This window comes from Eubacterium aggregans (assembly GCF_900107815.1).
In the GTDB taxonomy this organism is placed as follows: domain Bacteria; phylum Bacillota; class Clostridia; order Eubacteriales; family Eubacteriaceae; genus Eubacterium_O; species Eubacterium_O aggregans.
Map to the genome: position 1 here is coordinate 1 of NZ_FNRK01000011.1, position 21,818 is coordinate 21,818.

General features: G+C 50.1%; 22 protein-coding genes and 1 pseudogene. 13 read left to right on the forward strand and 10 right to left on the reverse strand.

What is annotated here, in order from left to right; all coding sequences use genetic code 11:
- The 4 genes from BLW33_RS07440 to BLW33_RS07455 all read right to left on the reverse strand — a co-directional run.
- Window positions 1-239: transposase (locus tag BLW33_RS07440; protein ID WP_143032601.1), on the reverse strand; the 239-nt coding region annotated here is incomplete at its 3' end.
- Between the two features lie 248 nt (window positions 240-487).
- On the reverse strand, window positions 488-1,408 hold the full coding sequence (locus BLW33_RS07445) for a homing endonuclease associated repeat-containing protein (RefSeq protein WP_090307103.1): 921 nt from the start codon (window positions 1,406-1,408) through the stop codon (window positions 488-490).
- A gap of 184 nt (window positions 1,409-1,592) precedes the next feature.
- Window positions 1,593-2,960, reverse strand: coding sequence for a 23S rRNA (uracil(1939)-C(5))-methyltransferase RlmD (gene rlmD / locus BLW33_RS07450; RefSeq protein ID WP_341456151.1), 1,368 nt, complete (start codon window positions 2,958-2,960; stop codon window positions 1,593-1,595).
- Between the two features lie 170 nt (window positions 2,961-3,130).
- Window positions 3,131-4,336, reverse strand: coding sequence for a metallophosphoesterase (locus BLW33_RS07455; protein ID WP_090307106.1), 1,206 nt, complete (start codon window positions 4,334-4,336; stop codon window positions 3,131-3,133).
- A gap of 596 nt (window positions 4,337-4,932) precedes the next feature.
- Here BLW33_RS07455 and BLW33_RS07460 point away from each other — a divergent pair.
- From BLW33_RS07460 to BLW33_RS07475, 4 genes are all read left to right on the forward strand, one after another.
- The gene (locus BLW33_RS07460; protein WP_090243531.1) at window positions 4,933-5,313 is read left to right on the forward strand and encodes a BMC domain-containing protein; all 381 of its coding nucleotides are present in this window, start codon (window positions 4,933-4,935) and stop codon (window positions 5,311-5,313) included.
- 27 nt (window positions 5,314-5,340) lie between these two features.
- Window positions 5,341-5,916, forward strand: coding sequence for a EutP/PduV family microcompartment system protein (locus BLW33_RS07465; protein WP_090307110.1), 576 nt, complete (start codon window positions 5,341-5,343; stop codon window positions 5,914-5,916).
- 161 nt (window positions 5,917-6,077) lie between these two features.
- Window positions 6,078-6,416, forward strand: a complete 339-nt coding sequence (locus BLW33_RS07470) for a PadR family transcriptional regulator (protein WP_090307113.1) — start codon at window positions 6,078-6,080, stop codon at window positions 6,414-6,416.
- A 4-nt stretch (window positions 6,417-6,420) separates the two neighbouring features.
- On the forward strand, window positions 6,421-7,437 hold the full coding sequence (locus tag BLW33_RS07475) for a permease prefix domain 1-containing protein (protein ID WP_143032602.1): 1,017 nt from the start codon (window positions 6,421-6,423) through the stop codon (window positions 7,435-7,437).
- Window positions 7,438-7,497: 60 nt separating this feature from the next.
- Here the strand turns inward: BLW33_RS07475 and BLW33_RS07480 are convergent, their stop codons facing one another.
- Entirely contained in the window at window positions 7,498-7,668 is a 171-nt protein-coding gene (locus tag BLW33_RS07480) for a DUF362 domain-containing protein (protein ID WP_090243523.1), read from the reverse strand.
- A gap of 164 nt (window positions 7,669-7,832) precedes the next feature.
- On the opposite strand from BLW33_RS07480, the gene BLW33_RS07485 reads away from it, so the two are divergent.
- The 9 genes and pseudogenes from BLW33_RS07485 to BLW33_RS07525 all read left to right on the forward strand — a co-directional run bounded on the left by BLW33_RS07485 (window position 7,833) and on the right by BLW33_RS07525 (window position 17,148).
- On the forward strand, window positions 7,833-8,507 hold the full coding sequence (locus BLW33_RS07485; protein WP_090307119.1) for a response regulator transcription factor: 675 nt from the start codon (window positions 7,833-7,835) through the stop codon (window positions 8,505-8,507).
- A gap of 4 nt (window positions 8,508-8,511) precedes the next feature.
- Entirely contained in the window at window positions 8,512-9,510 is a 999-nt protein-coding gene (locus BLW33_RS07490) for a sensor histidine kinase (protein WP_090307122.1), read from the forward strand.
- A gap of 22 nt (window positions 9,511-9,532) precedes the next feature.
- Window positions 9,533-10,915: pseudogene (locus tag BLW33_RS07495) on the forward strand (MATE family efflux transporter).
- A gap of 307 nt (window positions 10,916-11,222) precedes the next feature.
- Window positions 11,223-12,263, forward strand: a complete 1,041-nt coding sequence (gene hydE / locus BLW33_RS07500; RefSeq protein ID WP_090307124.1) for a [FeFe] hydrogenase H-cluster radical SAM maturase HydE — start codon at window positions 11,223-11,225, stop codon at window positions 12,261-12,263.
- A 42-nt stretch (window positions 12,264-12,305) separates the two neighbouring features.
- The gene (gene hydG, locus BLW33_RS07505; protein ID WP_090307126.1) at window positions 12,306-13,730 is read left to right on the forward strand and encodes a [FeFe] hydrogenase H-cluster radical SAM maturase HydG; all 1,425 of its coding nucleotides are present in this window, start codon (window positions 12,306-12,308) and stop codon (window positions 13,728-13,730) included.
- A gap of 369 nt (window positions 13,731-14,099) precedes the next feature.
- A complete protein-coding gene (hydF, locus tag BLW33_RS07510) occupies window positions 14,100-15,290 on the forward strand; it encodes a [FeFe] hydrogenase H-cluster maturation GTPase HydF (RefSeq protein ID WP_090307129.1) in 1,191 nt (396 codons plus the stop codon).
- A 132-nt stretch (window positions 15,291-15,422) separates the two neighbouring features.
- Window positions 15,423-15,650, forward strand: a complete 228-nt coding sequence (locus tag BLW33_RS07515; RefSeq protein WP_090307349.1) for an AbrB/MazE/SpoVT family DNA-binding domain-containing protein — start codon at window positions 15,423-15,425, stop codon at window positions 15,648-15,650.
- Window positions 15,650-16,510 (forward strand): ABC transporter ATP-binding protein, encoded by an 861-nt coding sequence (locus BLW33_RS07520; RefSeq protein ID WP_090307132.1) that lies wholly within the window; start codon window positions 15,650-15,652, stop codon window positions 16,508-16,510. The genes BLW33_RS07515 and BLW33_RS07520 overlap by 1 nt, the downstream gene beginning before the upstream one ends.
- A complete protein-coding gene (locus tag BLW33_RS07525; protein ID WP_090307135.1) occupies window positions 16,492-17,148 on the forward strand; it encodes an ABC-2 transporter permease in 657 nt (218 codons plus the stop codon). The genes BLW33_RS07520 and BLW33_RS07525 overlap by 19 nt, the downstream gene beginning before the upstream one ends.
- A gap of 35 nt (window positions 17,149-17,183) precedes the next feature.
- On the opposite strand, the gene BLW33_RS07530 is transcribed toward BLW33_RS07525, so the two are convergent.
- From BLW33_RS07530 to BLW33_RS07550, 5 genes are all read right to left on the reverse strand, one after another.
- The gene (locus BLW33_RS07530) at window positions 17,184-18,554 is read right to left on the reverse strand and encodes an MATE family efflux transporter (RefSeq protein ID WP_176966660.1); all 1,371 of its coding nucleotides are present in this window, start codon (window positions 18,552-18,554) and stop codon (window positions 17,184-17,186) included.
- 137 nt (window positions 18,555-18,691) lie between these two features.
- A complete protein-coding gene (locus tag BLW33_RS07535; RefSeq protein WP_242911626.1) occupies window positions 18,692-19,735 on the reverse strand; it encodes a zinc-dependent alcohol dehydrogenase in 1,044 nt (347 codons plus the stop codon).
- Between the two features lie 24 nt (window positions 19,736-19,759).
- Complete coding sequence (locus BLW33_RS07540) at window positions 19,760-21,019, reverse strand: PTS galactitol transporter subunit IIC (RefSeq protein WP_090307138.1); 1,260 nt, start codon at window positions 21,017-21,019, stop codon at window positions 19,760-19,762.
- Window positions 21,020-21,045: 26 nt separating this feature from the next.
- Entirely contained in the window at window positions 21,046-21,348 is a 303-nt protein-coding gene (locus BLW33_RS07545; protein ID WP_090307141.1) for a PTS sugar transporter subunit IIB, read from the reverse strand.
- Window positions 21,345-21,815 carry a PTS sugar transporter subunit IIA gene (locus tag BLW33_RS07550; RefSeq protein WP_090307143.1) on the reverse strand — a complete coding sequence of 157 codons (471 nt, stop codon included), beginning with the start codon at window positions 21,813-21,815 and terminating at the stop codon, window positions 21,345-21,347. Before BLW33_RS07550 ends, BLW33_RS07545 begins: the two co-directional genes overlap by 4 nt.
- Between the last annotated feature and the right edge of the window lie 3 nt (window positions 21,816-21,818).

Consider the following 21,818-nt stretch of genomic DNA (forward strand, 5'->3'; position numbering starts at 1 on the left):
TTCTGTGCCTTAACGTGCTGGCGTAAGGTGATAAGCTCCTCGGTCAGTGACATGGCGCTTGTTGGCGTCTGTGAACCTGGCCCCAGGTCTAACTTACCGAGTCGGCAGGATCTCATCCAAGAATACAATGTATTCTTGGGAATGCCGAGTTCCTTAGCTGCCTTAGACTGACCAATTTCTTTTCCCAGCTTCACGGCCTGTATCTTATATTCTGGATCATATTGTCTATTCTTTGCCATTTTTTCGTCTCCTCCTGACTCTTTGATTAGCTTAAATCCTTGTGAATCAGTTGTCAACTAAAACTATACAATATCATCATTACTACTGTCTCCACGTGGAACGAACCGTTCGTTTTGATGTCTTGAGTGTAATTTTGCATATCTCCGTTTAAGGGAATATGTCCACAGCTTTTTTTGCATTTTACTCGTTCGCGGGAATATGTCCACAGTAAATTTCTCATTTTGACTGTTCACGGAAACATGTCAACTTATTCCATATCACCTTTACCTAAATTACACTTTGAGCATAGCGTCTGCAAATTCTCAACTACTGTTTCTCCACCTTTAGCCCAAGGAACAATATGGTCTACATGTAAATCCACAGATGGATCTTTTGCTGGAGACGCACCGCAAGCACAACATTTGAAATTATCTCTCTTCAACACTTTAAAACGCAACCGTGCATTTATATTTCTTGAAGTCCTGTGCTCTTTCTTTTTAAGAGGTTTTTCTACACTAATAGTTTTAGAAATATTGTCCTGATCATTTATTTTATTTTCCTTTATTTCTTCTTCATTAATTTCCTCTGAACTATCTAAATTGATATATTCAACAAAGGCTTCTAATGCTTTTCTCCAACTGCCAAATCTTCGTTTGTATGTATCAAGAGAATATTTTGATATATTCCCCTTCGTTATATCAGTTGATGTTGGTTGCCTTCCTAATTTTGTCCAGATACGCTCCAATTCATTAAAAAGTGTTTGTTCATCAATTCTTCTTCTAGCCAAACCCGTTGGTTGAAGTCCTGCTGACAATAATGCTTTGTCCCAAGTTTTAAATCTTGAAAAGACATGTTCAGCTGCGTATTTCCCATACTGTTTATAATCATCGTATAGTACGGTATCCTTATTAAGTTGTTTCGCTATCCGCTGCAAATCAGCATAATAATCTTCATTTTTTATTTGCTTCAACTCAGATCTTGTTCTTTCGTTTCGTAACCCCGATTTCGACAATGCATTTTTCCATGTTCCAAAATGACCTTGTATTGCAGTCTGTGAATATTTTCCATATTTCTTATAGGTAGAAATAGAAATATAGTCTTTGCTCAATTCTTTTGCAACACGCTTAATATCTTCTATGATTTCTTCGTCAGTTAATTCACTTCTATACTCATTTAATTCAAATTTCATTTTCTCACCTACTTTTACATTGTTATCTATTTTATCTTCTCAACATATCAAATTCATCTATCCTGTCCACTCAACCATATTTACATTTTAATTTGTCTTGATATGTTCCCACAAACGCAAAAACACACTTTAGGTCGGGTAGTTGATTTAGATGTTACTAAAAAACACAGTCTTTTCAAGGGTTCTAACGTGACATCAATACGACCGTCTCCACGTGCACCGTCCCCGGAAACATATCCACACATCGCACCTTTTCCACCTGATACCCGGCCTGCACAAAGAAGGGCAGATCCCGGGCCAGAGAGCTGGCTTTACAGGAGACGTAAACAAAGGTGTCCGGAGCGAAGTCGATGATTTTAAAGATGGCCTTGGGATGGATGCCATCCCGGGGCGGATCGAGGATGATGACATCGGGGCGGTCGGTGAGCTCGGCCACCTTCTCCATAACATCCCCGGCGATGAAGGTGCAGTTTGTGATGCCATTGCGTTTGGTATTGGCTTCTGCGGCGGTTACGGCTTCCTCCACCAGCTCGATGCCCACGACTTTTTTAGCGACGGGTGCCATGATTTGGGCGATGGTGCCAGTGCCACAGTAGAGGTCGTAGAGAACCTCTGACGGAGTATCCCCAACGAATTCCCGCACCACGCTGTAGAGCTGCTCGGCCCCAAGGGTGTTAGTCTGGAAAAAGGAGAAGGTGGAAATTTCAAAATCCAGCCCCAGGATCCGGTCATGGAGGATATCCTGCCCGTAGAGGACTTTCATATCATCGGCCTTGACCACGTCGGCCACGCCATCGTTGAGGGTGTGGAGGATGCCGACGATGGTCCCGGTTAGAGGTAGTTCCAGCAATAGCGATGTGAAGGCCCCGGCATCCAGCTCGCCCTGGCTGGTGGTGACGAGGTTAATGAGGATTTCCCCGGTGGCTTTGCCCTTGCGCACGACGAGGTGGCGCAGGAAGCCTTCGTGACGTCGCTTATGGAAGTAGGTGGTACTTCCCTCGGCGAACCACCCGGCCACGGCGGTTTGAATGCTGCCAAAGTCGCCATCGACAATGGTGCAGTGGGGTGTGGGCAGGATGTTGTAGAAGCTCCCCTTTTCATGGAGGCCCAGGAGCAGGGGGCCATCCGGGGCATCATCCCCGAAGGAGTATTCCATTTTATTGCGGTAGCCGCAGACCTCGGGGCTGGGGACGATGGGTAGGGCATCGTAGCCGGTGATGCCAGCATCGGCCAGCAGGCCCATGACATAATCGTTCTTCATGGCCAGCTGATTTTCATAGGGCAGGTTCTGGAGGGAACAGCCGCCGCAGCGCCCAAAGTGGGGGCAAGCCGGCATAATTTCCTCCGGAGCTTTTTGCAGGACCTCCAGAATCCGGCCTTCAATCTTTTTACTCCGTTTTTTCGTCACCATGATGCGTACCTTTTGGCCAGGAATGCCATCCTTGACCCAGCATTTCCGCATGTCGTCGCCGATGGGGACCAGGCCCCAAGCCTTACCAGGAAACACGGCCCCCTGGATTTTCATTTCGAAGTGATCACCTTTTTTCATCATATTATCTCTGCTTTCCATTGGGATTTTTATCCATTATTGTTTTAATGATGCCATTGTAACATAAAACCGTGTGAAGGTCGGTAGTGGAAGAGCCAGACAAGATAAAAAACGGCCTGGATTCTAAGAATCCAGGCCGCTGCTGATGAAAATCGGTATGAGCCCTCCCCATCTCAGAGCTGTTTGGTGATGATCTGCAAAGAACCATCCGCCTGATAGCTGTATAGCGCCACGATATCTGTATCCTCGGAAGTGATGACGGCAAAGATACAGGTGGCATCGGGATCATCCAGGTTATGATCGATCCAGGTTCCGGAATTGATATAGGTTTTTCCCATATCTGTTTTGCAATATCCCGGAATATGCGTATGGCCGAACACGACCACTTCGACCTGTTCATCTGGATTTTCTAAGTACTCTTCCACAGCTTTTTGGGTATAGTAGGATGAATCAAGGGTTCCCGAAGCGGCTTCAATAAAGCTGTTCGGTCGCTTCACATCATTTAATTTCTGACGCTCGTCCCAGGTGCGCTGGATGTTTTTAAAGAGAACCGGCGCAGAAATGGTTCCATCCTCCTGCTGAGCCGGATAAAAATCCAGATAGGAATAGGCATCATCAAAGCCGCCGATGTGCATATCAAAGATTTTATCCTGTAAATCCACCTTAGGGGTACAACGTTCCGATACGCCTTTTAAAATGGAATAGTAGAGATAGGCACCGTATTGATCCACATCCGAGGGATCCGGGACCTGGGTAATGACCGGAAGATCCTTTTCGACCTTGGGATAGCCTTCCAGATAGGCAGTGGCACCATAGCGGGCATAGAAATAGCCCATGGGCAAGATGGTTTCATCATTCCCGCAGAGTTCCCGATTGGTCAGGGTGTCCGGTGCACTGAAGGCATCGTACCGGTGGCCGTGTTCAATGACGATTTCCTTCCGCTTGCCCGTATAATATCGGCCTAATCCCTGCTTTTCATGGATTTGCACGATGCCGGGCAATAGCTCATCCAAAAGTTCTGGCTTCATGGTCAAATCGTGGTTCCCTGCGACATAGACCACCGTCATGTCACTTTGAATGAGGTGGTTGAGGGCATCCATCACAGCCTGATTATTCGCCGCAACATCACGATAGAACTGGTCTTCATCGGTATAGCTGGGGTAATAAACCGGAAGGAACCACGCATCCAGGAAATCACCAGCGATGACGAGTTCTTTGACATCGTCGGTTTTTTCCAACCGCTGCAGGAATTCAACGAGGAGGGCACGATTCTTTTGGGTTTCTGTATAGCGATCATCCACACCTAAGTGCAGATCACTGATAACGACAGTTTTATCCCGCTGAGGATTTGCAGCCCACATCGATTGATGGTTTATCATAGGATTCTCCTTTGCTTTTTCTTTTCATCCTTAAAACGCTGGTCTGACACACTCACGAAATCAAATTTAAATCAATGAGGGCAAATCGAAAAAAGCTACCAAAAGAATGAACCTTGGTAGCCTTGAAATGATGACAGTATTTGGAAATGCAGGCCGGAAACGGTGAAGCGTGCGGCGCGTAATTCGGGGGATACGTCGTGCTTTTAAAGGCATAGCGCTTATGAACCAAAGCATCGTCGTATTTCGCCGTTTTCTCCTAACCCGTATTTCATAATTCCAATCACGGTCACTGCTCCGCCCATCGTTCAGATGTATAAATCGCTACGGCGTCAACATTACCAATACGATGGTTCTTTGGAATCTATACAAATATTAGCACTAATTTTTAATGATTTCAATAGAGTCACCGTTACAATTCTGTCCTAAACGGCTACTATTTTGTTTTTTTTGACAAAGTACAAAAATTGTCATAAACCGTAAAGGAAACGCAAGATTTTGCTGTCAGCACCCCATAAATTCCATGGCATCCCCTTCCTTTTTCGTGATATAGTCAATATAGAGGTTTTTCCTCTTCTGGAGATGAAGGAGGCGTTCATATGGACATGAACAATATTTTAGGCTCGAATGAGGGCAAATTACGGATTATCCAGGAAACCGTGCCTGGTAAACAGGTTACCCTGGCCCATATCATCGCTGGTCCTGCGGCCATCGTATATCAGAAACTGGGGCTAAACCCCGCCATTGATTATTCCCAGGCGGCCATTGGCATCTTAAGCATGACACCACCGGAAATCGCTGTGATTGCTGGTGATATGGCCACCAAAACCGCAGCCATCGACATTGGATTTATTGACCGTTTCAGCGGTACCCTTATTTTTACTGGCCGGATTTCTGATGTTAACTCTGCCGTTAAGGCAATTCTAAATTATTTAAAAACAACCCTCGGGTTTACGGTGTGCGATATTACTAAAACCTGATTTTTTACATTCTAAGAAGGCAGACCTATGAAGAAAATGGTACTCATCGGCCGCAGCGAATGCGGTAAGACGACCCTGAAGCAGGCACTGAAGGGCAAGAAGATTCAATACGAAAAAACCCAATATATCAATTACTTTGATGTCATTATCGATACTCCTGGGGAATATGCTGAAAATGCCAGCTTGGCCCGGGCCTTGGCTCTTTATGCCTATGAATCGGATGTGGTGGCCCTGCTGATTTCTGCCACAGAGCCTTATTCCCTGTACCCACCCGCCATCGATGGGGTCAGTACCCGACCAATTATCGGCATCGTGACCCAGATTGATTCTCCCTATGCCAATACAGAGCAGGCCATTCGCTGGCTGGAGCTCACTGGGGCCAATCCTATTTTTCCCATTAGCTCTTATACGGGTGAAGGCCTCTGGGATTTACTCACCTACCTCCGGGAGCCAGGGGATGAATTTCCCTTTACCAGGGAGGAACTGGAAACCCCACGGGAGGTGCTGTCCACCAAGTACGAGCCGCCGGCAATTGGTGAGGCCATTGAGGATATTTCCGATGAATCCAGCTTTTTAGATATTAATGATCGCATGATTATTTAGAGATCACCCTATGAAGTCATCCATCCGTCAGGATTGGGATGGCTTTTTTATTTTTTCACTATTTCCAAAAATTACTTGACCTGTCGTAGTAATCAGTTTATACTAAAATTACTCCGACAGACATAGTATATCCCTCGGAGTAATGTCAGGAGGATGAGATTATGATCGGAAGCGATGTGATCCGCGGATATAACGATACAATCATCCTGTATCTGCTCTGCAAGGGCGACTCTTATGGTTACGCTATCTCAAAGGAAATCCGAACCCGGACAGCGGGCGCCTACGTCATTAAGGAGACAACGCTGTACTCTGCCTTCAATCGATTGGAAAAGAACGGCTATATCGAATCTTATCCCGGCGGGGAGACCCAGGGTAAGCGCCGAACGTATTACCATATCACAGAAGCGGGGCGGCACTATTACCAGGAGAAATGCGACGAGTGGAGCATCACAAAGGATGTTGTCGAGAAATTTATCATGTATTCATCATGTGAGGTATGAAGAAGTGGAAACCTTATTAAACTATTTGGATAATTTGTTTGTAAGCCTGCCCGATACCGAGGATGTTCGGCGGGCCAAGGCAGACCTCCAGGATTCCATGGAGGAACGCTATAACGAGCTCAAGGCTGCCGGAAAAAGCGAAAACGAGGCCATTGGCACGGTGATTTCAGAGTTTGGCAATATCGATGAGCTGAAACAACTCTTTGCTCCGGAGCCAGAGCCAAAGCCAGAACCCGAATCTCCCTTCGAAGCTCAGAAGGAAAAACCTGACCCCCAACCGACTCCGGAAACACCACCGGAGGATGGACCCGTGGTGGATATTGCCATGGCGGATGAATACCTGGAAGTTTCCCGGAAGACGGATATGATGGTGGGCATGGGTGTCTTTTTATGCATCGTATCCCCAGCCCTTTTGATTTTGATGGCTACCCTGATGCCCACAGATTTAGGTGGAATCCTTGGACTGATTCCTCTCTTCATTGGGGTAGCCATCGGAGTCGCTCTGTTCATCTTTGCAGATCATCTGAAGGAGCCCTATAAATATCTCAATTCAGCTTTCATCCCAGACCCTGAGATGATTACCTGGGTGGTGGAGAAGAAGGCCGAGGAATCCGGCGGGTTTACCCTTGGTCTGACCAGTGGCATCTGCCTTTGTGTCCTCAGTCCCTTGGCCGTCATCCTTCCATCCGTCACAGAAAATGATTTGCTGATGGAACTGGGGGTGGTCCTTCTTTTGCTGCTGGTTGCAGCAGGGGTCTTCCTCATCATTGTCTTTGGCAGTCAACGGGGCCATTACGGCAAACTGGTCCAGGATGCAGATTATTACAACTGTGCCGCTGATCCAACACCAAAAGCCCAAGAAACTGCCCGGGAGAAATCCTTTAAAGGGATGTACTGGCCCATCGTCACGGTCCTTTATCTGGGCTCCAGCTTTCTGAGCGGAAACTGGGGAAGCAGCTGGATCATCTGGCCACTAGCGGCCATTTTGTACAAAGTCATTCGAAATATGTTTTTAAAATAGCGATAAAAAAAGCCGTACACCCCATGGGCATACGGCTTTTTTATCATATTTCGGTTTTGATTAGTCGTCTAAAACGATTGCATCAACCGGGCATTGATCAGCGCAAGCGCCGCATTCTGTACAGGTATCTTCATCGATTTCGTAGATGGAACCTTCAGAAATTGCTTCTACTGGGCACTGTTCTGCACAGGAACCGCAAGCGATACATTCATCAGTAATTTTGTAAGCCATTGGAAACACTCCTTTCAGTAACGATTTGATTTTATTATATCCTATGTACTCAGTAAATCAAGAAATAATTTTATCTTTTTATACTTTTTAATATCAATGTGAAAGCGCAAAAATTTATCAGCTATGCTATAATGAAAGTATAACATTTGATCTGAGGTAACGCTATGTATCGAATACTCATTGTGGAGGATGACGACTCTATTGCCGCATCCATTGCCACCCATTTATCCGGCTGGGGTTACAACACCCACTGCGCCACCCGTTTTTCTGCTGTCTTAGACGATTTTGAGGCCTGGGATCCCCATCTGGTGCTGCTGGATATTACCCTCCCCTTTTTTAATGGCTACCATTGGTGCCAGGAGATTCGAAAGATCTCCCGTATCCCTATTATTTTTTTATCTTCCACCTCCGACGATATGAATATCGTCATGGCCATGAATATGGGGGCTGATGATTTTATTGCCAAGCCTTTTGAGCTAACGGTGCTGACGGCTAAAATTGCTGCGCTGTTGCGCCGCGCCTACGATTTCATCGGGGAGTCCTCAGATCGGCTTGTCGTTCAGGGAGCCGTGCTTTCCACCAAGGAAATTACCCTATCTTATCAGGATGCCCGGCTGGAGCTGACTAAAAATGAATATCGGATTCTCCAGGTCCTTATGGAGCATCCGGGACAGGTGATTTCCAGGGATCAGCTCATGGAAAAGCTCTGGGAGACTGATCTTTATATTGACGATAATACCCTAACCGTCAATGTTACCCGACTGCGAAAACGCCTAGCCGAAATCGGTTTAACAAATTTTATTACCACGAAACGCGGCCTGGGCTATCTGGTGGAATAAGGCCATGGTCACTGCTTATTTGAAAGGCCGGGACATCCCTTTGCTGCTCGGGTTTCTTCCCCTGCTGCTTTTTCCGGTGATTTTCTTTCTCTACCACCTGCCTTGGGAGCCCCTCCTTTACGGTTTACTGCTATACACCTGTGCGGCTCTGGCTCTTATTTCCTGGGATATTATACGCTTCCTGGAAACCCACCGCAAGCTGCGCCAAGCCGCTAACTCTGTGGTGGATAGTCTTTCGGCCCTCCCGGAACCGAGAGACCAAATTGCCCAGGATTACCAGCACCTCCTAAACCTTCTGTCCGAGGAAAAGCGTCGCTTGGTTTCCGATGGGGATATCCGTCTGTCAGACATCAATGAGTATTACACCCTTTGGGCTCACCAAATCAAAACTCCCATTGCAGCCATGGACCTGGTGCTCCAAACCGCCCGGGATGGATTAGATGTCCAGGGGAGCGCAGAACTCGCAGAGCAGCTCTTTCGAATCAGCCAATATGTAGAAATGGTTCTCCAATTCATTCGTACCCAGGGAACCGCCCGGGATTATGTCTTCACCCCATCGGACCTGAATGGCATTATCCGGCCTGTCCTGCGCAAATTTGCCCGGTCCTTTATCCGCCGCCACATCACTCTGGTGTACCCCCCCCTGGAGGCCACCGTTCTGACCGATGCTAAATGGCTAGGCTTCGTTTTGGAACAGTTGCTGTCCAATGCCATCAAGTACGTTTCTCCAGGGGGACGCATTACCATTGCCATGTCCTCCCCGGGTATTCTATCCGTGGCCGATACAGGCATGGGGATTGATCCAGCGGACCTCCCCCGGGTTTTTGAACGGGGCTTTACCGGATATAATGGACGGGAAAATAAAAAATCCACAGGTATTGGGCTCTATCTCTGCAAACGGATTATGGACCAACTTGGCCACAAGATTCGCATTGATTCCACCCCAGGAGAGGGTACGGTGGTCACTTTAGATTTAAATAAGCAACAGATTTTTTTAGAATAAAACATCGACGGAGGATACAATCATGCCCGAAAAACGCCAGAAGGATACCAGTACCTTTTTAGGCACCGCCCCAGTGGGCGGCCTGCTCTTTAAGCTGGCCCTGCCCGCCGTGGCGGCCCAGCTCATTAATATGCTTTACAATATCGTGGATCGGATTTATATCGGTCATATTCCCGAAGTGGGGGCCTTGGCCCTTACCGGTGTAGGGGTCTGTTTGCCCATCATTATGATTATTTCTGCCTTTGCCGCCCTGGTGAGTATGGGCGGGGCTCCCCGGGCCTCGATCTTCATGGGGAAGGGGGATGATTCGGAGGCGGAACACATCCTGGGGCATTGCTTTACTCTCTAGGTTCTCCTATCCATTATCCTAACAGCCATTCTACTGCTCTTCAGCCGCCCCTTACTGTTATCCTTTGGAGCCAGCGAAAATACCATCAATTACGCCATCAGCTATATGGGGATTTACGCCATGGGAACGATTTTCGTTCAGCTGACCCTTGGGATGAATGCCTTTATCACCGCCCAGGGCTTTGCAAAAACGGGAATGCTGACGGTCTTAATCGGTGCAGTTTTGAACATTGTTCTGGACCCGATTTTTATTTTTGTCCTGGATATGGGTGTTCAAGGGGCTGCCCTAGCGACTATTATCTCCCAGGGGGTCTCTGCCCTGTGGTGTCTGTCCTTCCTCTGTAGCAAAAAAACCGTTCTTCATCTGGGAAAAAAGCATTTTGGTCTGACACCCCGAATTATCCTACCCTGTGTCGCCCTGGGGCTCGCCCCCTTTATCATGCAGGCCAGCGAAAGCGTCATCCAGGTATGCTTCAATGCGTCTCTCCTCCGCTATGGTGGAGATGTTGCCGTTGGTGCAATGACCATCCTGACCAGCGTTATGCAATTTGCCATGCTACCCATGCAGGGCTTGGCCCAAGGGGCCCAGCCCATTTCCAGCTACAATTTTGGCGCCGGCAATGCCTATCGGGTTAAAGAGACCTTTCGGCTCTTACTCCGGGTTAGCCTGATTTATTCTGCCCTCCTATGGGCCGCTGTCCTGGCTTTTCCCCAGGTTTTTGCCAGTATCTTTACCGGGGATACTGAGTTGATTCGCTACACCGCCTGGGCACTGCGGGTTTATGGTGCCGCCATCGTGGTGATGGGTGCTCAGATGGCCTGCCAGATGACCTTTATTTCCCTGGGGAATGCCAAGGCCTCCATCATCGTGGCCATAATGCGAAAATTTGTACTGCTGATCCCCCTGATTTATCTTTTGCCCCAATTCATGGCTAACCAAACCCTGGCGGTGTATCTGGCGGAGCCTGTGGCCGATGTATTGGCCGTGTCTTTTACGGTGGTGCTCTTTACTTTTCAATTCAAAAAGGCCCTCCAGTCTCTTTCGACCACTGCCTGATTGGCGCAATCTTTTAGCACCCTTTCCCTGAGAACCAATTTTTATCCTTGTTCCTAAAAGGAAAACGTGCTACACTAACAGGCAACGGTAACTTGCAAGGTTCGTCCTTCCAGGAAACCCTCAATACATAGTGAACGGCTGACTGGTTTGGGTTCGTCCCGGACAGGAAGGTGCTTTGCGACATTATGGCTGCGTTTTTGACGCATTCATTTTAAGCGTGACTTTTCCTGGCCCCAGTCTATTCATTAGACTAGAGCCAGATTTTTTTGTCAACCTTTTTTCAGCTGTCCATCCGAAACGAGGCGATATGGACACTATTCTCACAAAAATCGAAAAGGGACAGCCCCCGTGTCAAGAGGAACTCTCTCTCCTCCTCTCCCGGCCGGAGGATGCTGTCCGAAATCGGCTGGCCCAGTCTGCCCGCAGGGTCTGCGAGGCCCATTACGGCAAAGCAATCTACATCCGCGGGCTCATTGAATTCACCAATTATTGCAAAAACGACTGCTACTACTGTGGTATCCGGCGCAGCAATGCCAAGGTAGCCCGCTATCGGCTGACCAAGGACGATATTTTAAGCTGTTGTGCTGCTGGCTACACCCTGGGCTTTCGGACCTTCGTCCTCCAGGGCGGGGAGGACGGGTATTATACTGATGACCGCATGGCGGACATCGTCACGGCCATTCGCAGCGCTTATCCCGACTGCGCCATCACCCTCTCCCTGGGAGAACGCAGTGCGGCCTCCTACGCCCAGCTCAAGGCTGCCGGCGCAGACCGCTACCTCCTGCGTCAGGAAACCAGTGTGGACCGGCTGTACCGCCACCTCCATCCCCCGGAAATGGATGGCAAAAAGCGTCTGGAATGCCAACACACTCTGGGGGATTTAGGCTATCAGCTGGGCATGGGCTTTATGGTGGGGGCTCCGGGACAAACGTCTGAGGATCTGGCCCAGGAGCTGCTTTACACGACCAAAAGACAGCCCCAGATGATCGGTATCGGTCCCTTTATCCCCCACGCTGACACGCCCTTTGGGGGCAATCCCCCGGGTAGTCTTTCCCAGACCCTGCTCTGTCTGTCCATCCTGCGGCTGTTAAACCCCAAGGCCCTTATTCCCGCCACCACTGCTTTGGGGACCATCCATCCCACCGGCCGGGAGCAGGGCATCCAGGCCGGGGCCAACGTGGTCATGCCCAATCTCTCCCCTTTAGCGGTCCGCAAGCAGTACAGCCTCTACGATAATAAGATCTGTACCGGGGATGAGGCGGCAGAATGTCTACAGTGTCTGGGCCGACGCATGGAAAGCGTGGACCGCCACCTCGTCATCGACCGGGGTGACGCACTGCCTTCGTAAAAAAATCAAATAATTTTCTCTCCAAATCGAAAGGAAGCTAAAATGTATCCCTACAACATCAACTCCTCCAAAGCCGAGGAATTCATCAACCACCAAGAAATCGAAGAAACCCTGGCCTACGCCCAAGCCAACAAAAGCAACCGGACACTCATTGAGGAACTCATTACCCGGGCGGCGGACTGCAAGGGTCTCACCCATCGGGAAGCCGCCGTGCTGTTAGAATGCGACCAGCCGGATCTCAATGAGCGGATGTTCTCCCTGGCCAAGAAAATCAAGCAGGATTTCTACGGCAACCGCATCGTCATGTTCGCCCCCCTCTATCTCTCCAACTACTGTATCAACAGCTGCGTGTACTGCCCCTATCATCGCCAGAATACCCACATCCGAAGAAAGAAGCTGACCCAGGAGGAAATCCGTCAGGAGGTCATCGCTCTTCAGGATATGGGCCATAAGCGCCTGGCCTTAGAAACCGGAGAGGACCCCAAGAACAATCCCATCGAATACGTGCTGGAATCCATTAAAACCATCTACGGTATCAAGCACAAAAATGGGGCCATCCGCCGGGTGAACGTCAACATTGCCGCCACCACCGTGGAAAACTACAAAAAATTAAAGGATGCCGGTATCGGAACCTACATCCTCTTCCAGGAAACCTATCACAAGGAAAATTATGAAGCCCTTCATCCCGCGGGCCCCAAGCACGACTACGCCTATCACACCGAGGCCATGGATCGGGCCATGGATGGGGGGATCGATGATGTGGGCTGTGGCGTTCTCTTTGGGCTTAATCTCTACCGCTACGATTTTGTGGGCCTGCTCATGCACGCCGAGCATCTGGAAGCCGCCAAGGGGGTTGGCCCCCACACCATCTCCGTCCCCCGGATCCGCCCGGCAGACGATATCGATCCTGACACCTTCAGTAACGCCATCTCCGACGAAATCTTCCAAAAAATCGTCGCAGTGATCCGCATTGCCGTGCCCTACACCGGGATGATTATCTCCACCCGGGAATCCCAGGCCACCCGGGAAAAGGTACTGGATCTTGGGGTCTCCCAGATCTCCGGGGCTTCCTCCACCGCCGTGGGGGGCTATGTGGAAAAGGAAAAACCCGAGGATAACTCTGCCCAATTTGATGTCAATGACAACCGCACCCTGGATGAGGTGGTAAATTGGCTCCTCACCCTGGGCTATATTCCCAGCTTCTGCACCGCCTGCTACCGGGAAGGCCGCACTGGAGACCGTTTCATGAGCCTGGTAAAGAATGGGCAAATTGCCAATTGCTGCCACCCCAACGCCCTCATGACCTTAAAGGAATACCTCATGGATTATGCCGGCCCCGAAACCCAGGCCAAGGGTGAAGCCATGATTGCCGCTGAGCTGGGCAATATCCCCAAGGATAAGGTCCGGGGCATTGCCGCGGAACGACTGGAAATGATTGAAAACGGAACGAGAGACTTTCGGTTTTAATGAAGCCGTGGGGGAACAACAGATGAAGGTCACCTTTTGGGAATGTATTTCCAAAAGGTGAATCTCATCTGCTTTTTCCCGTAGGGCGAAGCCCGCGACGAGTGCAGCGAACATCGTGAGCGGAACGAGTCCCCACGGCACAAAAAAAGAACCTTTAATCCGGTTCTGTATCCCTTGAAAAATAGATAAACGTGCTATAATATGGGTAGAGAGTGACCGCTTTAGGCGGTTGCCACGTTTCTTATTCGATGCTACCCATCACCGGGAAAGTCGTGGGTAGCTTTTTTATGCCTTGGCAGGCAACTACCCTCCACGGTCACTCATTTTTATTATGGCACGTTCCTTTACAAAAAGAAAGGAACATCACCCATGAGCCTCAACAACACCCCCGCCGGCGAGCGGGTCCACATCGGCATTTTCGGCCGGCGCAACGCCGGTAAATCCAGTCTGATTAACGCCATTACCGGCCAGCGTCTGGCCATCGTCTCCGACGTCAAGGGGACCACCACGGACCCGGTTTTCAAAACCATGGAGCTCCTGCCCTTGGGACCCGTCATCCTCATCGACACCCCCGGCCTGGACGACATCGGCGCCCTGGGTGCCCTGCGCATCGAAAAATCCCGACAGATACTCAATAAGGCGGACATCGCCGTGCTGGTGGTGGATGCCGCCACAGGCCTGACCCCCCAGGACGAATCCCTCCTAGCCCGCATCCGGGAGAAAAAGCTCCCCTATGTGGTGGCTTACAATAAATCCGACACCGTCCCCCCAGCCCAGCTGGCGGCGCTGCCCCCGGAAGCCATGGCCGTCAGCGCCACCACGGGAGAGAACATCCACGCCCTTAAGGAGCACCTGGCCCATCTGGTGCCAGATACCCTGAAGGACCGCCACCTGGTGGCGGATCTCCTTAGCCCCGGAGATTTTGTCCTCCTGGTCATCCCCATCGACAAGGCCGCCCCCAAGGGCCGGCTTATACTCCCCCAGCAGCAGACCATCCGGGATGTGCTGGAGGCCGGTGCCTCGGCCATGATGGTCCGGGACTCTGAGCTGGCGGACACCTTGGCGGGCCTGGGTAAAGCCCCCCGTCTGGTCATCACCGACAGCCAGGCCTTCGCCGAAGTCTCCCACATCGTTCCGCCAGAGATTCCTCTGACCTCCTTCTCCATCCTCTTTGCAAGGTACAAGGGGGATTTGGCCCAAACCTTGGAGGGGGTCCGTGCCCTGGATACGTTAAAGGAGGGAGACAAGGTGCTCATCGCCGAAGGCTGTACCCACCACCGCCAATGCGACGATATCGGCACCTACAAAATCCCCAAATGGATCGCCGCCCACACCGGCATCACCCCGGACTTCACCTTTACCAGCGGGGTGGAATTCCCCGAGGACCTCACCCCCTACAAGCTCATCATCCACTGCGGGGCCTGTACCCTCAATCCCATGGAGGTAACCCACCGCATGGCCGTGGCCCGGACCCAGAACGTGCCCTTTACCAATTACGGTATTTTCATCTCTTACATCAATGGGATTTTGGAGCGCTGCATCGCGCCGCTGGCCCATTAATTCAAAAACTTCCAGACCCCCAACGGGTTCTGGAAGTTTTTTTTGAAAATGATTGACAACGACGCAGAAAAGGAATATCATAAAAATCACACAAATCATACTTTTGTGATTAATGCTCGAATGGAGGCAGCCATGAAGAAAAAAACACCGGAAGGGAAATACGCCTGGACTGTAAAAGTCGGGGAACGGGGGCAATTCGTCATCCCCAAGGAAGCCCGGGATGTCTTCGACATCCACCCAGGGGATACCCTGCTCGTGCTGGGCGATAAAAAACAGGGCATCGCCATCCCCCCCAAGGATATGTTGACCAAAGTGACCCAGATGATCTTTGACGCAGAAGAAGAGGAGCGTGAGGAATAATGGACATTTTAAAGGTACAAGGACTGTGTAAGGCCTATCCCGCCTTCGCCCTGTCCGATGTGAGCTTTACCCTAGAGGCTGGCCACATCACCGGATTCATCGGGCGCAACGGTGCCGGGAAGTCAACGACCCTGAATTCCCTTCTCCATTATGTGCATCCCGATGCCGGCAGGATTACCTTTTTCAATCAGGATTGGGAGAAAAATGAACTGGCCATCAAAGAGAAAATCGGCTTCGTTGGCAGCAGCATCCAGTACTACCCCCTGAAAAAGCTGTCGAAAATTACCGCCATCACCCGTTCCTTCTTTTCCCAATGGGATGATGTCGCCTACGCTCGCTATATGACGCTGTTCAATCTGGACGAGAACAAAACCCCAAAACAGCTCTCCGCCGGGATGAAGGTCAAGTACGCCCTGGCCCTGGCGCTGTCCCACAACGCCGAGCTGCTGCTTTTGGATGAACCCACCAGTGGTCTAGACCCCGTCTCCCGGGATGAGCTGCTGGATGTCTTCCTGACCCTCTGTGACAAGGGCAAATCCATTTTGTTCTCCACGCACATCACCTCCGATTTGGATAAATGTGCCGACGATATTATTTACATCAAGAAAGGCCAAATCATTGCTGAGGAAAGTTTCAAGCATTTCGTGACCCGCTATCAGGTGGTCACGCTGCCGGAGGGAACCACACCCTCCGCCAATGATCCCCGGCTGATGGGCATCAAACGCAGCAAGCAGGGTGACACGGCTCTGGTCCGAACCACAGACGCTGCCGGGTTGGGTTTCCCCTCCCGGGAGGCTGATTTGGAGGATATCATGGTTCATTTTGAAAAGGAGAATCCCTCATGTATGCAAAGTATCTAAAAAAAGAAATCACCTTGGTCATGCATCCTGTGGTTCCCCTATTCATGCTGTTGGCCGCCATGGTTCTCATCCCCAATTATCCCTACACTGTGATTTTCTTTTATACCACCCTCAGTATCTTCTTCACCTGTATGCTGGGACGGGAAAATGGGGATGTGGCTTATTCTCTGGGACTCCCCATCACCAAAGCCGATGTTGTTCGGGGCAGAATGCTCTTCGTCATCCTGATTGAAGTCATCCAGGTGATACTGGTGGAAATCTTCAGCCTGGTGCGCCATGCCCTGAACCCCGCCCCCAATATGGCCGGCATGGAAGGAAATCTGGCCCTGCTGGGCTTTGGCTTCGCCCTCTTCGGCCTTTTTAATCGGGTGTTCTTCAGTCGATACTACCGGGATATTAACACCGTGGGGAAAAGCTTCATTGCGGCCACTACCGTCTATTGGGTTGGTGCCATCCTCGTCGAAGGCAGTACCTTCGCCATTCCCTATGTGCGGGACGTCCTGGATACCCCGGATCCCCAGAATCTGCTCCCCAAGGCCATCGTCTTCATCATCGGACTCGTCGTATTCCTCCTGCTGAATCTTCTAACCTGTAAAAAAGCGATTAACTCCTTTGAAAAGCAGGATTTAGCGGTATGATCTTCAAAAAAAGCCCCAGTTCGGGCTTTTTTTATTTAATGTCGCTCCAGTACCACACGGTGCATCTTATTCCCTTTAAAATAATAAATGACAAACACCACTGAGCGGACGGCCCAGTCCAGAATCATGGCAAGCCAGGTTCCCCAGACCCCCAGGCCCAGTCCCTGGGCAAAAATATAGCTGAACACAATTCGGGCAAGGACCATGGAGAGGATGGATACCACCATGGGGAAGGCCGCATTGCCCATGGCCCGGAATGCATTGGGCAGGGTAAAGGAGATGGGCCAAATCAGCATATCCATAATCCCATGGGTCCACAGAATTCGGGTCGCTGTTTCTGCCGTTTCTGGTGTCAGGTTGTACAGTATCATAATCCCAGGCAGCACCGCCAGAATCAGGATGGTCATCACCCACATGGACAGGTAGGTCAGCCCCATGAGCCGCCGAACATAATACTTCGCCTGTTCTGCATCCCCGGCTCCGGCGCAGCGGCTGACCACAGTAACCATGGCATAGCCCATGGACATTCCCGGTAAAATCATAAAATTGGCCACGGCCATGGAGACAGCGTTGGCCGCAATGGCGGAGGTCCCAAAGGTGGTAATGAGCCCCAGGACCACCAGCTTACCAATTTGGAATAGGGAATTTTCTACCCCACTGGGGATACCGATGCGCAGAATCCACCGGATCATGCCGCCATTAAACCGGAAATGTCGGATCTGGTCAAGGTACACCGCCTTGTTGGGGTGTCGGAGGATGACCAACCCGATGATCGCCGCCACCACCCGGGAGGCCAGGGTTGGAATGGCCACCCCTGCCGTTCCAAAGTGCAGCCCATAAATCAGGATGGCATTCCCGCACACGTTGATGGCATTCATAACGATGGCAATGCGCATGGGCGTCGCCGAATCTCCCTGGGTCCGGTAAATAGCCGCCACCCCACAGTACAGGGCAATCCCCGGAATCGCCGCCGAGCAAATAAGCAGATAAGTCCGGGCATGGCCGTACACCTCATCAGAAATCGCACCAAAGACCCCGTGGAGGATAAAGTCCTGCCCCAGATACATAAAGGCCGTAATGGCCAGTGAAAAAACAAACAAAAATCCCATGAGCTGCTCTGCCGCCCGCCGTGCTTCCCCGGCACTTCGGCTGCCCAGGTATTGCCCAATGACCACGGCCCCACCGGTGGCCAGTGCCGTCAGTACCTGAAGGATAAGGATGAACACATTGTCCACCAAAGATACCCCCGAGACGGCAGCCTCCCCCACACTGGCAATCATAATAGAATCCGCCATCCCCACCAAAACGGTGAGGAACTGCTCCATCATCAGGGGAAGGATCAAGGCAATTAAGGCCTTCCGGGTGAATAAAAGCTTACTTTTATCCAACGTTATCCGATTGATCATTAAATTCTGTCACTTCCTTCTTTAAAGTATGTTTTTAATTATACCATAGGCCATCCCCCGGGAAAGCCAATTGCCCTTGGAATCTAAAAAAGCACAGCACCGGTTTAACGGTGCTGTGCGCCTTCGATTCTCACCCTTTATTCTGGTAAAACGGCGTATTTAATACCCTCCTGCCGAGCAATGCTTTCCAATGCGTCAATGGCATTTTCCAGGGGGTATACCCCAGAAATATACTTAGCCCCATCGATGCTGCCATTCGTCAGCAGGTTTAATGCCCATTGGACGTGGTAGGGGGTGTGATGGTACACCGCCTTCAAATTGATTTCTTCATAATGAAATTTCTGGCAATCAATGGCAATGGAAGTGCCTTTTTTCATCCCCCCAAAGGTGAGAACCGTTCCTCCAGGACGGACCATGTTAATGGCATTTTCCCATACCTCCGGAAAGCCCGTTGCCTCGACCACCACATCGGCACCCCGGCCACCATTGCATTTTTCCTTAACCCTTTGCACATGCCCTTTATCCCCGGCATTTACCGTTCCCGCTGCCCCGAATTGCCGGGATAATGACAGGCGGTAATCGGACAAATCCACGGCAATGACCCGGGCGCCCTTTAATGCCAGCAAATCCATAAACATGAGTCCAATGGGCCCGGCCCCAATGACCACCACATCATCCCCTGTTTTAACTGGAATACGATCCGCCCCATGGACAGCACAGGCCAGAGGTTCTAATAAAGCAGCTTGCTCGTAGGGCAGGGACTCTGGAATTTTATAAAAATTATACTTGAGCATGTGGCCGGGTACCGCTACATATTCTGAATACGCACCATTGAGATAATTCAAATTTTCACACAGGCTATATTCATTTTTCTTGCAGTGATAACACTCAAAACACGGTGTAGTATTGGCACCCACCACTCGATCACCAACCTCAAATTGCGTCACTTTTTCTCCAACTGCAACGACTTCTCCGGCAAATTCATGACCAAAGGTGGAGGGCACGGAGGTTATAATGGTCGGGTGGCCCCGCCGATAAGTTTTTAAATCCGTTCCACAGGTTAATGCCGCCTTGACCTTGATTAACATATCCTCCGGACCAATGGTGGGGATGTCCGTTTCTTCAAAGCGCACATCCCCCGGTGCATAGAACATCTGTGCTTTCATTTTCTGATTCATCATTCAATATCCTCCAATTTGGTTGTCTTAAAATAATCCATTGATGAAGCCCACGATCTTGTAAATAATATAAGGCACTAAGTGGGCCCCACCATCCAATGATGAAATCGTCGTCGCGCCCTCTGGAAAGGTAAAGCTGGTGGCCTGGGCCATGGTGGTAAACACCGGTGCAATATCTGTGGCAATGTAGAGGATGGCCGTCACGACGATGGTACTGGTAATCAGGGAACGGAAAAGGTTCCCCTTTGACGCAATGACTGGCCAAAGCACGAAGAAGGGAAGGGTTGCCAAATCCACCAGGGGCAAAATTTTATTCCCTGGAAGAATAAAGGCCAGCAGCAGCGTAATGGGAATCATTAAAAGCGATGTTGAGATGACGGCGGGTGAGCCCACTGCAACCGCGGCATCCAGCCCAATGTACAACTCTTTCCCTGGAAAGCGTTTCTCCATGAATGCCTTGGCGCCCTCACTGAGGGGGATCAGGCCTTCCATTAGAATCCTGACCATCCGGGGCAGGATAAACATCACAGCCGCCATATTCACCCCGAGGACAACCATCTTCCCAAGATCGTACCCCGCCAAAGCGCCTAGTCCAATCCCAAGGAGGAGTCCCAGCATCATCAGTTCTCCCAAAAGGCCGAAGCGTTTTTGGATTTTCTCATTGTTCCAGTCAATATTTCTAAAACCAGGAATGCGATCGTACACCCAATTCAGCCCCATAGCAATGGGGGCCCAGCTCACCGATTCGGTATGGGGTAGGGATACCCCGGGCATATCGTAATACTTCTGAACCAAGGGTGCGGATAAATCGGCAAACTTCATGATGATAATAAAAGTAATGCCGGCCCCAATCACACCTAAAACCATATTTCCCGTTAAATACTGGATGAGTGCCCCGGTAAGGACAAAATGCCAGTAATTCCAAAAGTCAATATTCAAGGTTTTTGTCCAGTTTAAGGTGAGCATGATGATATTGAGGGCCACACAAACCAGAAAAACGAAAGGAACGATATTCGTCCCAAAGCTAATGGCCGCTGAAATGGGCCACCCCACATCAATAACCGTCAGATTCAGGCCAAAGCGCTCTGTCATAGCCGTCGCCGCTGGTGTGACAGCGCTCCCCATCAAACCGATGACGAGGTTTATGGCCGTCAGCCCAATACCGATGGTCAACCCCGAGCGAAAGGCCTTGGACAGCTTTAACCCCAGCGCCAATCCCAGTATTGTCACAATAATCGGCATGACAACAGCGGCGCCCATATCTAAAACATATTGTAAAACGTTCATAATATCCTTACCCCAATCAATGGATTTTATTTGCTTTTTAAGTACTCAGCGATTTGATCCGCCAAAGCCTCCTTGCCGATTCCCGTTAAAAATTGGATTGCCCGGAAGGTCTTAAAGTCCCTCAGCGCATCCGTTGGTATTTCAGCGGTGTGAATAATGACATCCGGCCGATAACTTTCGGCTGCGGTCAACACCTCTGAAACCTTACACTCCAACACCTCAATGGGTGATATCCCCCGTTCTTCCAGCATCTCCCTGCATTTTTCAGAGGCAACCGTGGAAGTGGCGATACCTGTTCCACAAACGGATAATACTTTATAAATTCTCATTGATGCTCCTCCCATTTTTTAATAATCTGAATCATCTCATTTTCCTCAGTGGCTCCTAACAATCGATCCAGCACCACATTATCCTGTAACAAGGATACGATACATTGCAGAAGATCGATATGATCCCGTCCCATGGACGCCAGCATGATGACCATGGACACCGCCAAGGGTTCTTCATCTGAGGTTCCGCCCATTTGCTGGAAACATACCGGCTCCTTCAGGATGGCAAACCCAACCGCTTCCTTTATCACAAATTCCGAATCGGCGTGGGGAATAGCAACCCCAATTCGCTCCAGCTGAATCCCCGTTGGATACAGCCTCTCCCGGTGAATAACCGCCTCGGTAAACATCGGCTTACAGTAGCCCCCTGCCACAAAGCGATCCCCCATTTCGATTAATAAATCGATTTGATCACCAACGACTGCCTGCACCATCATCAAATCTACATTAAGTTGTTCCCAAATCACGGT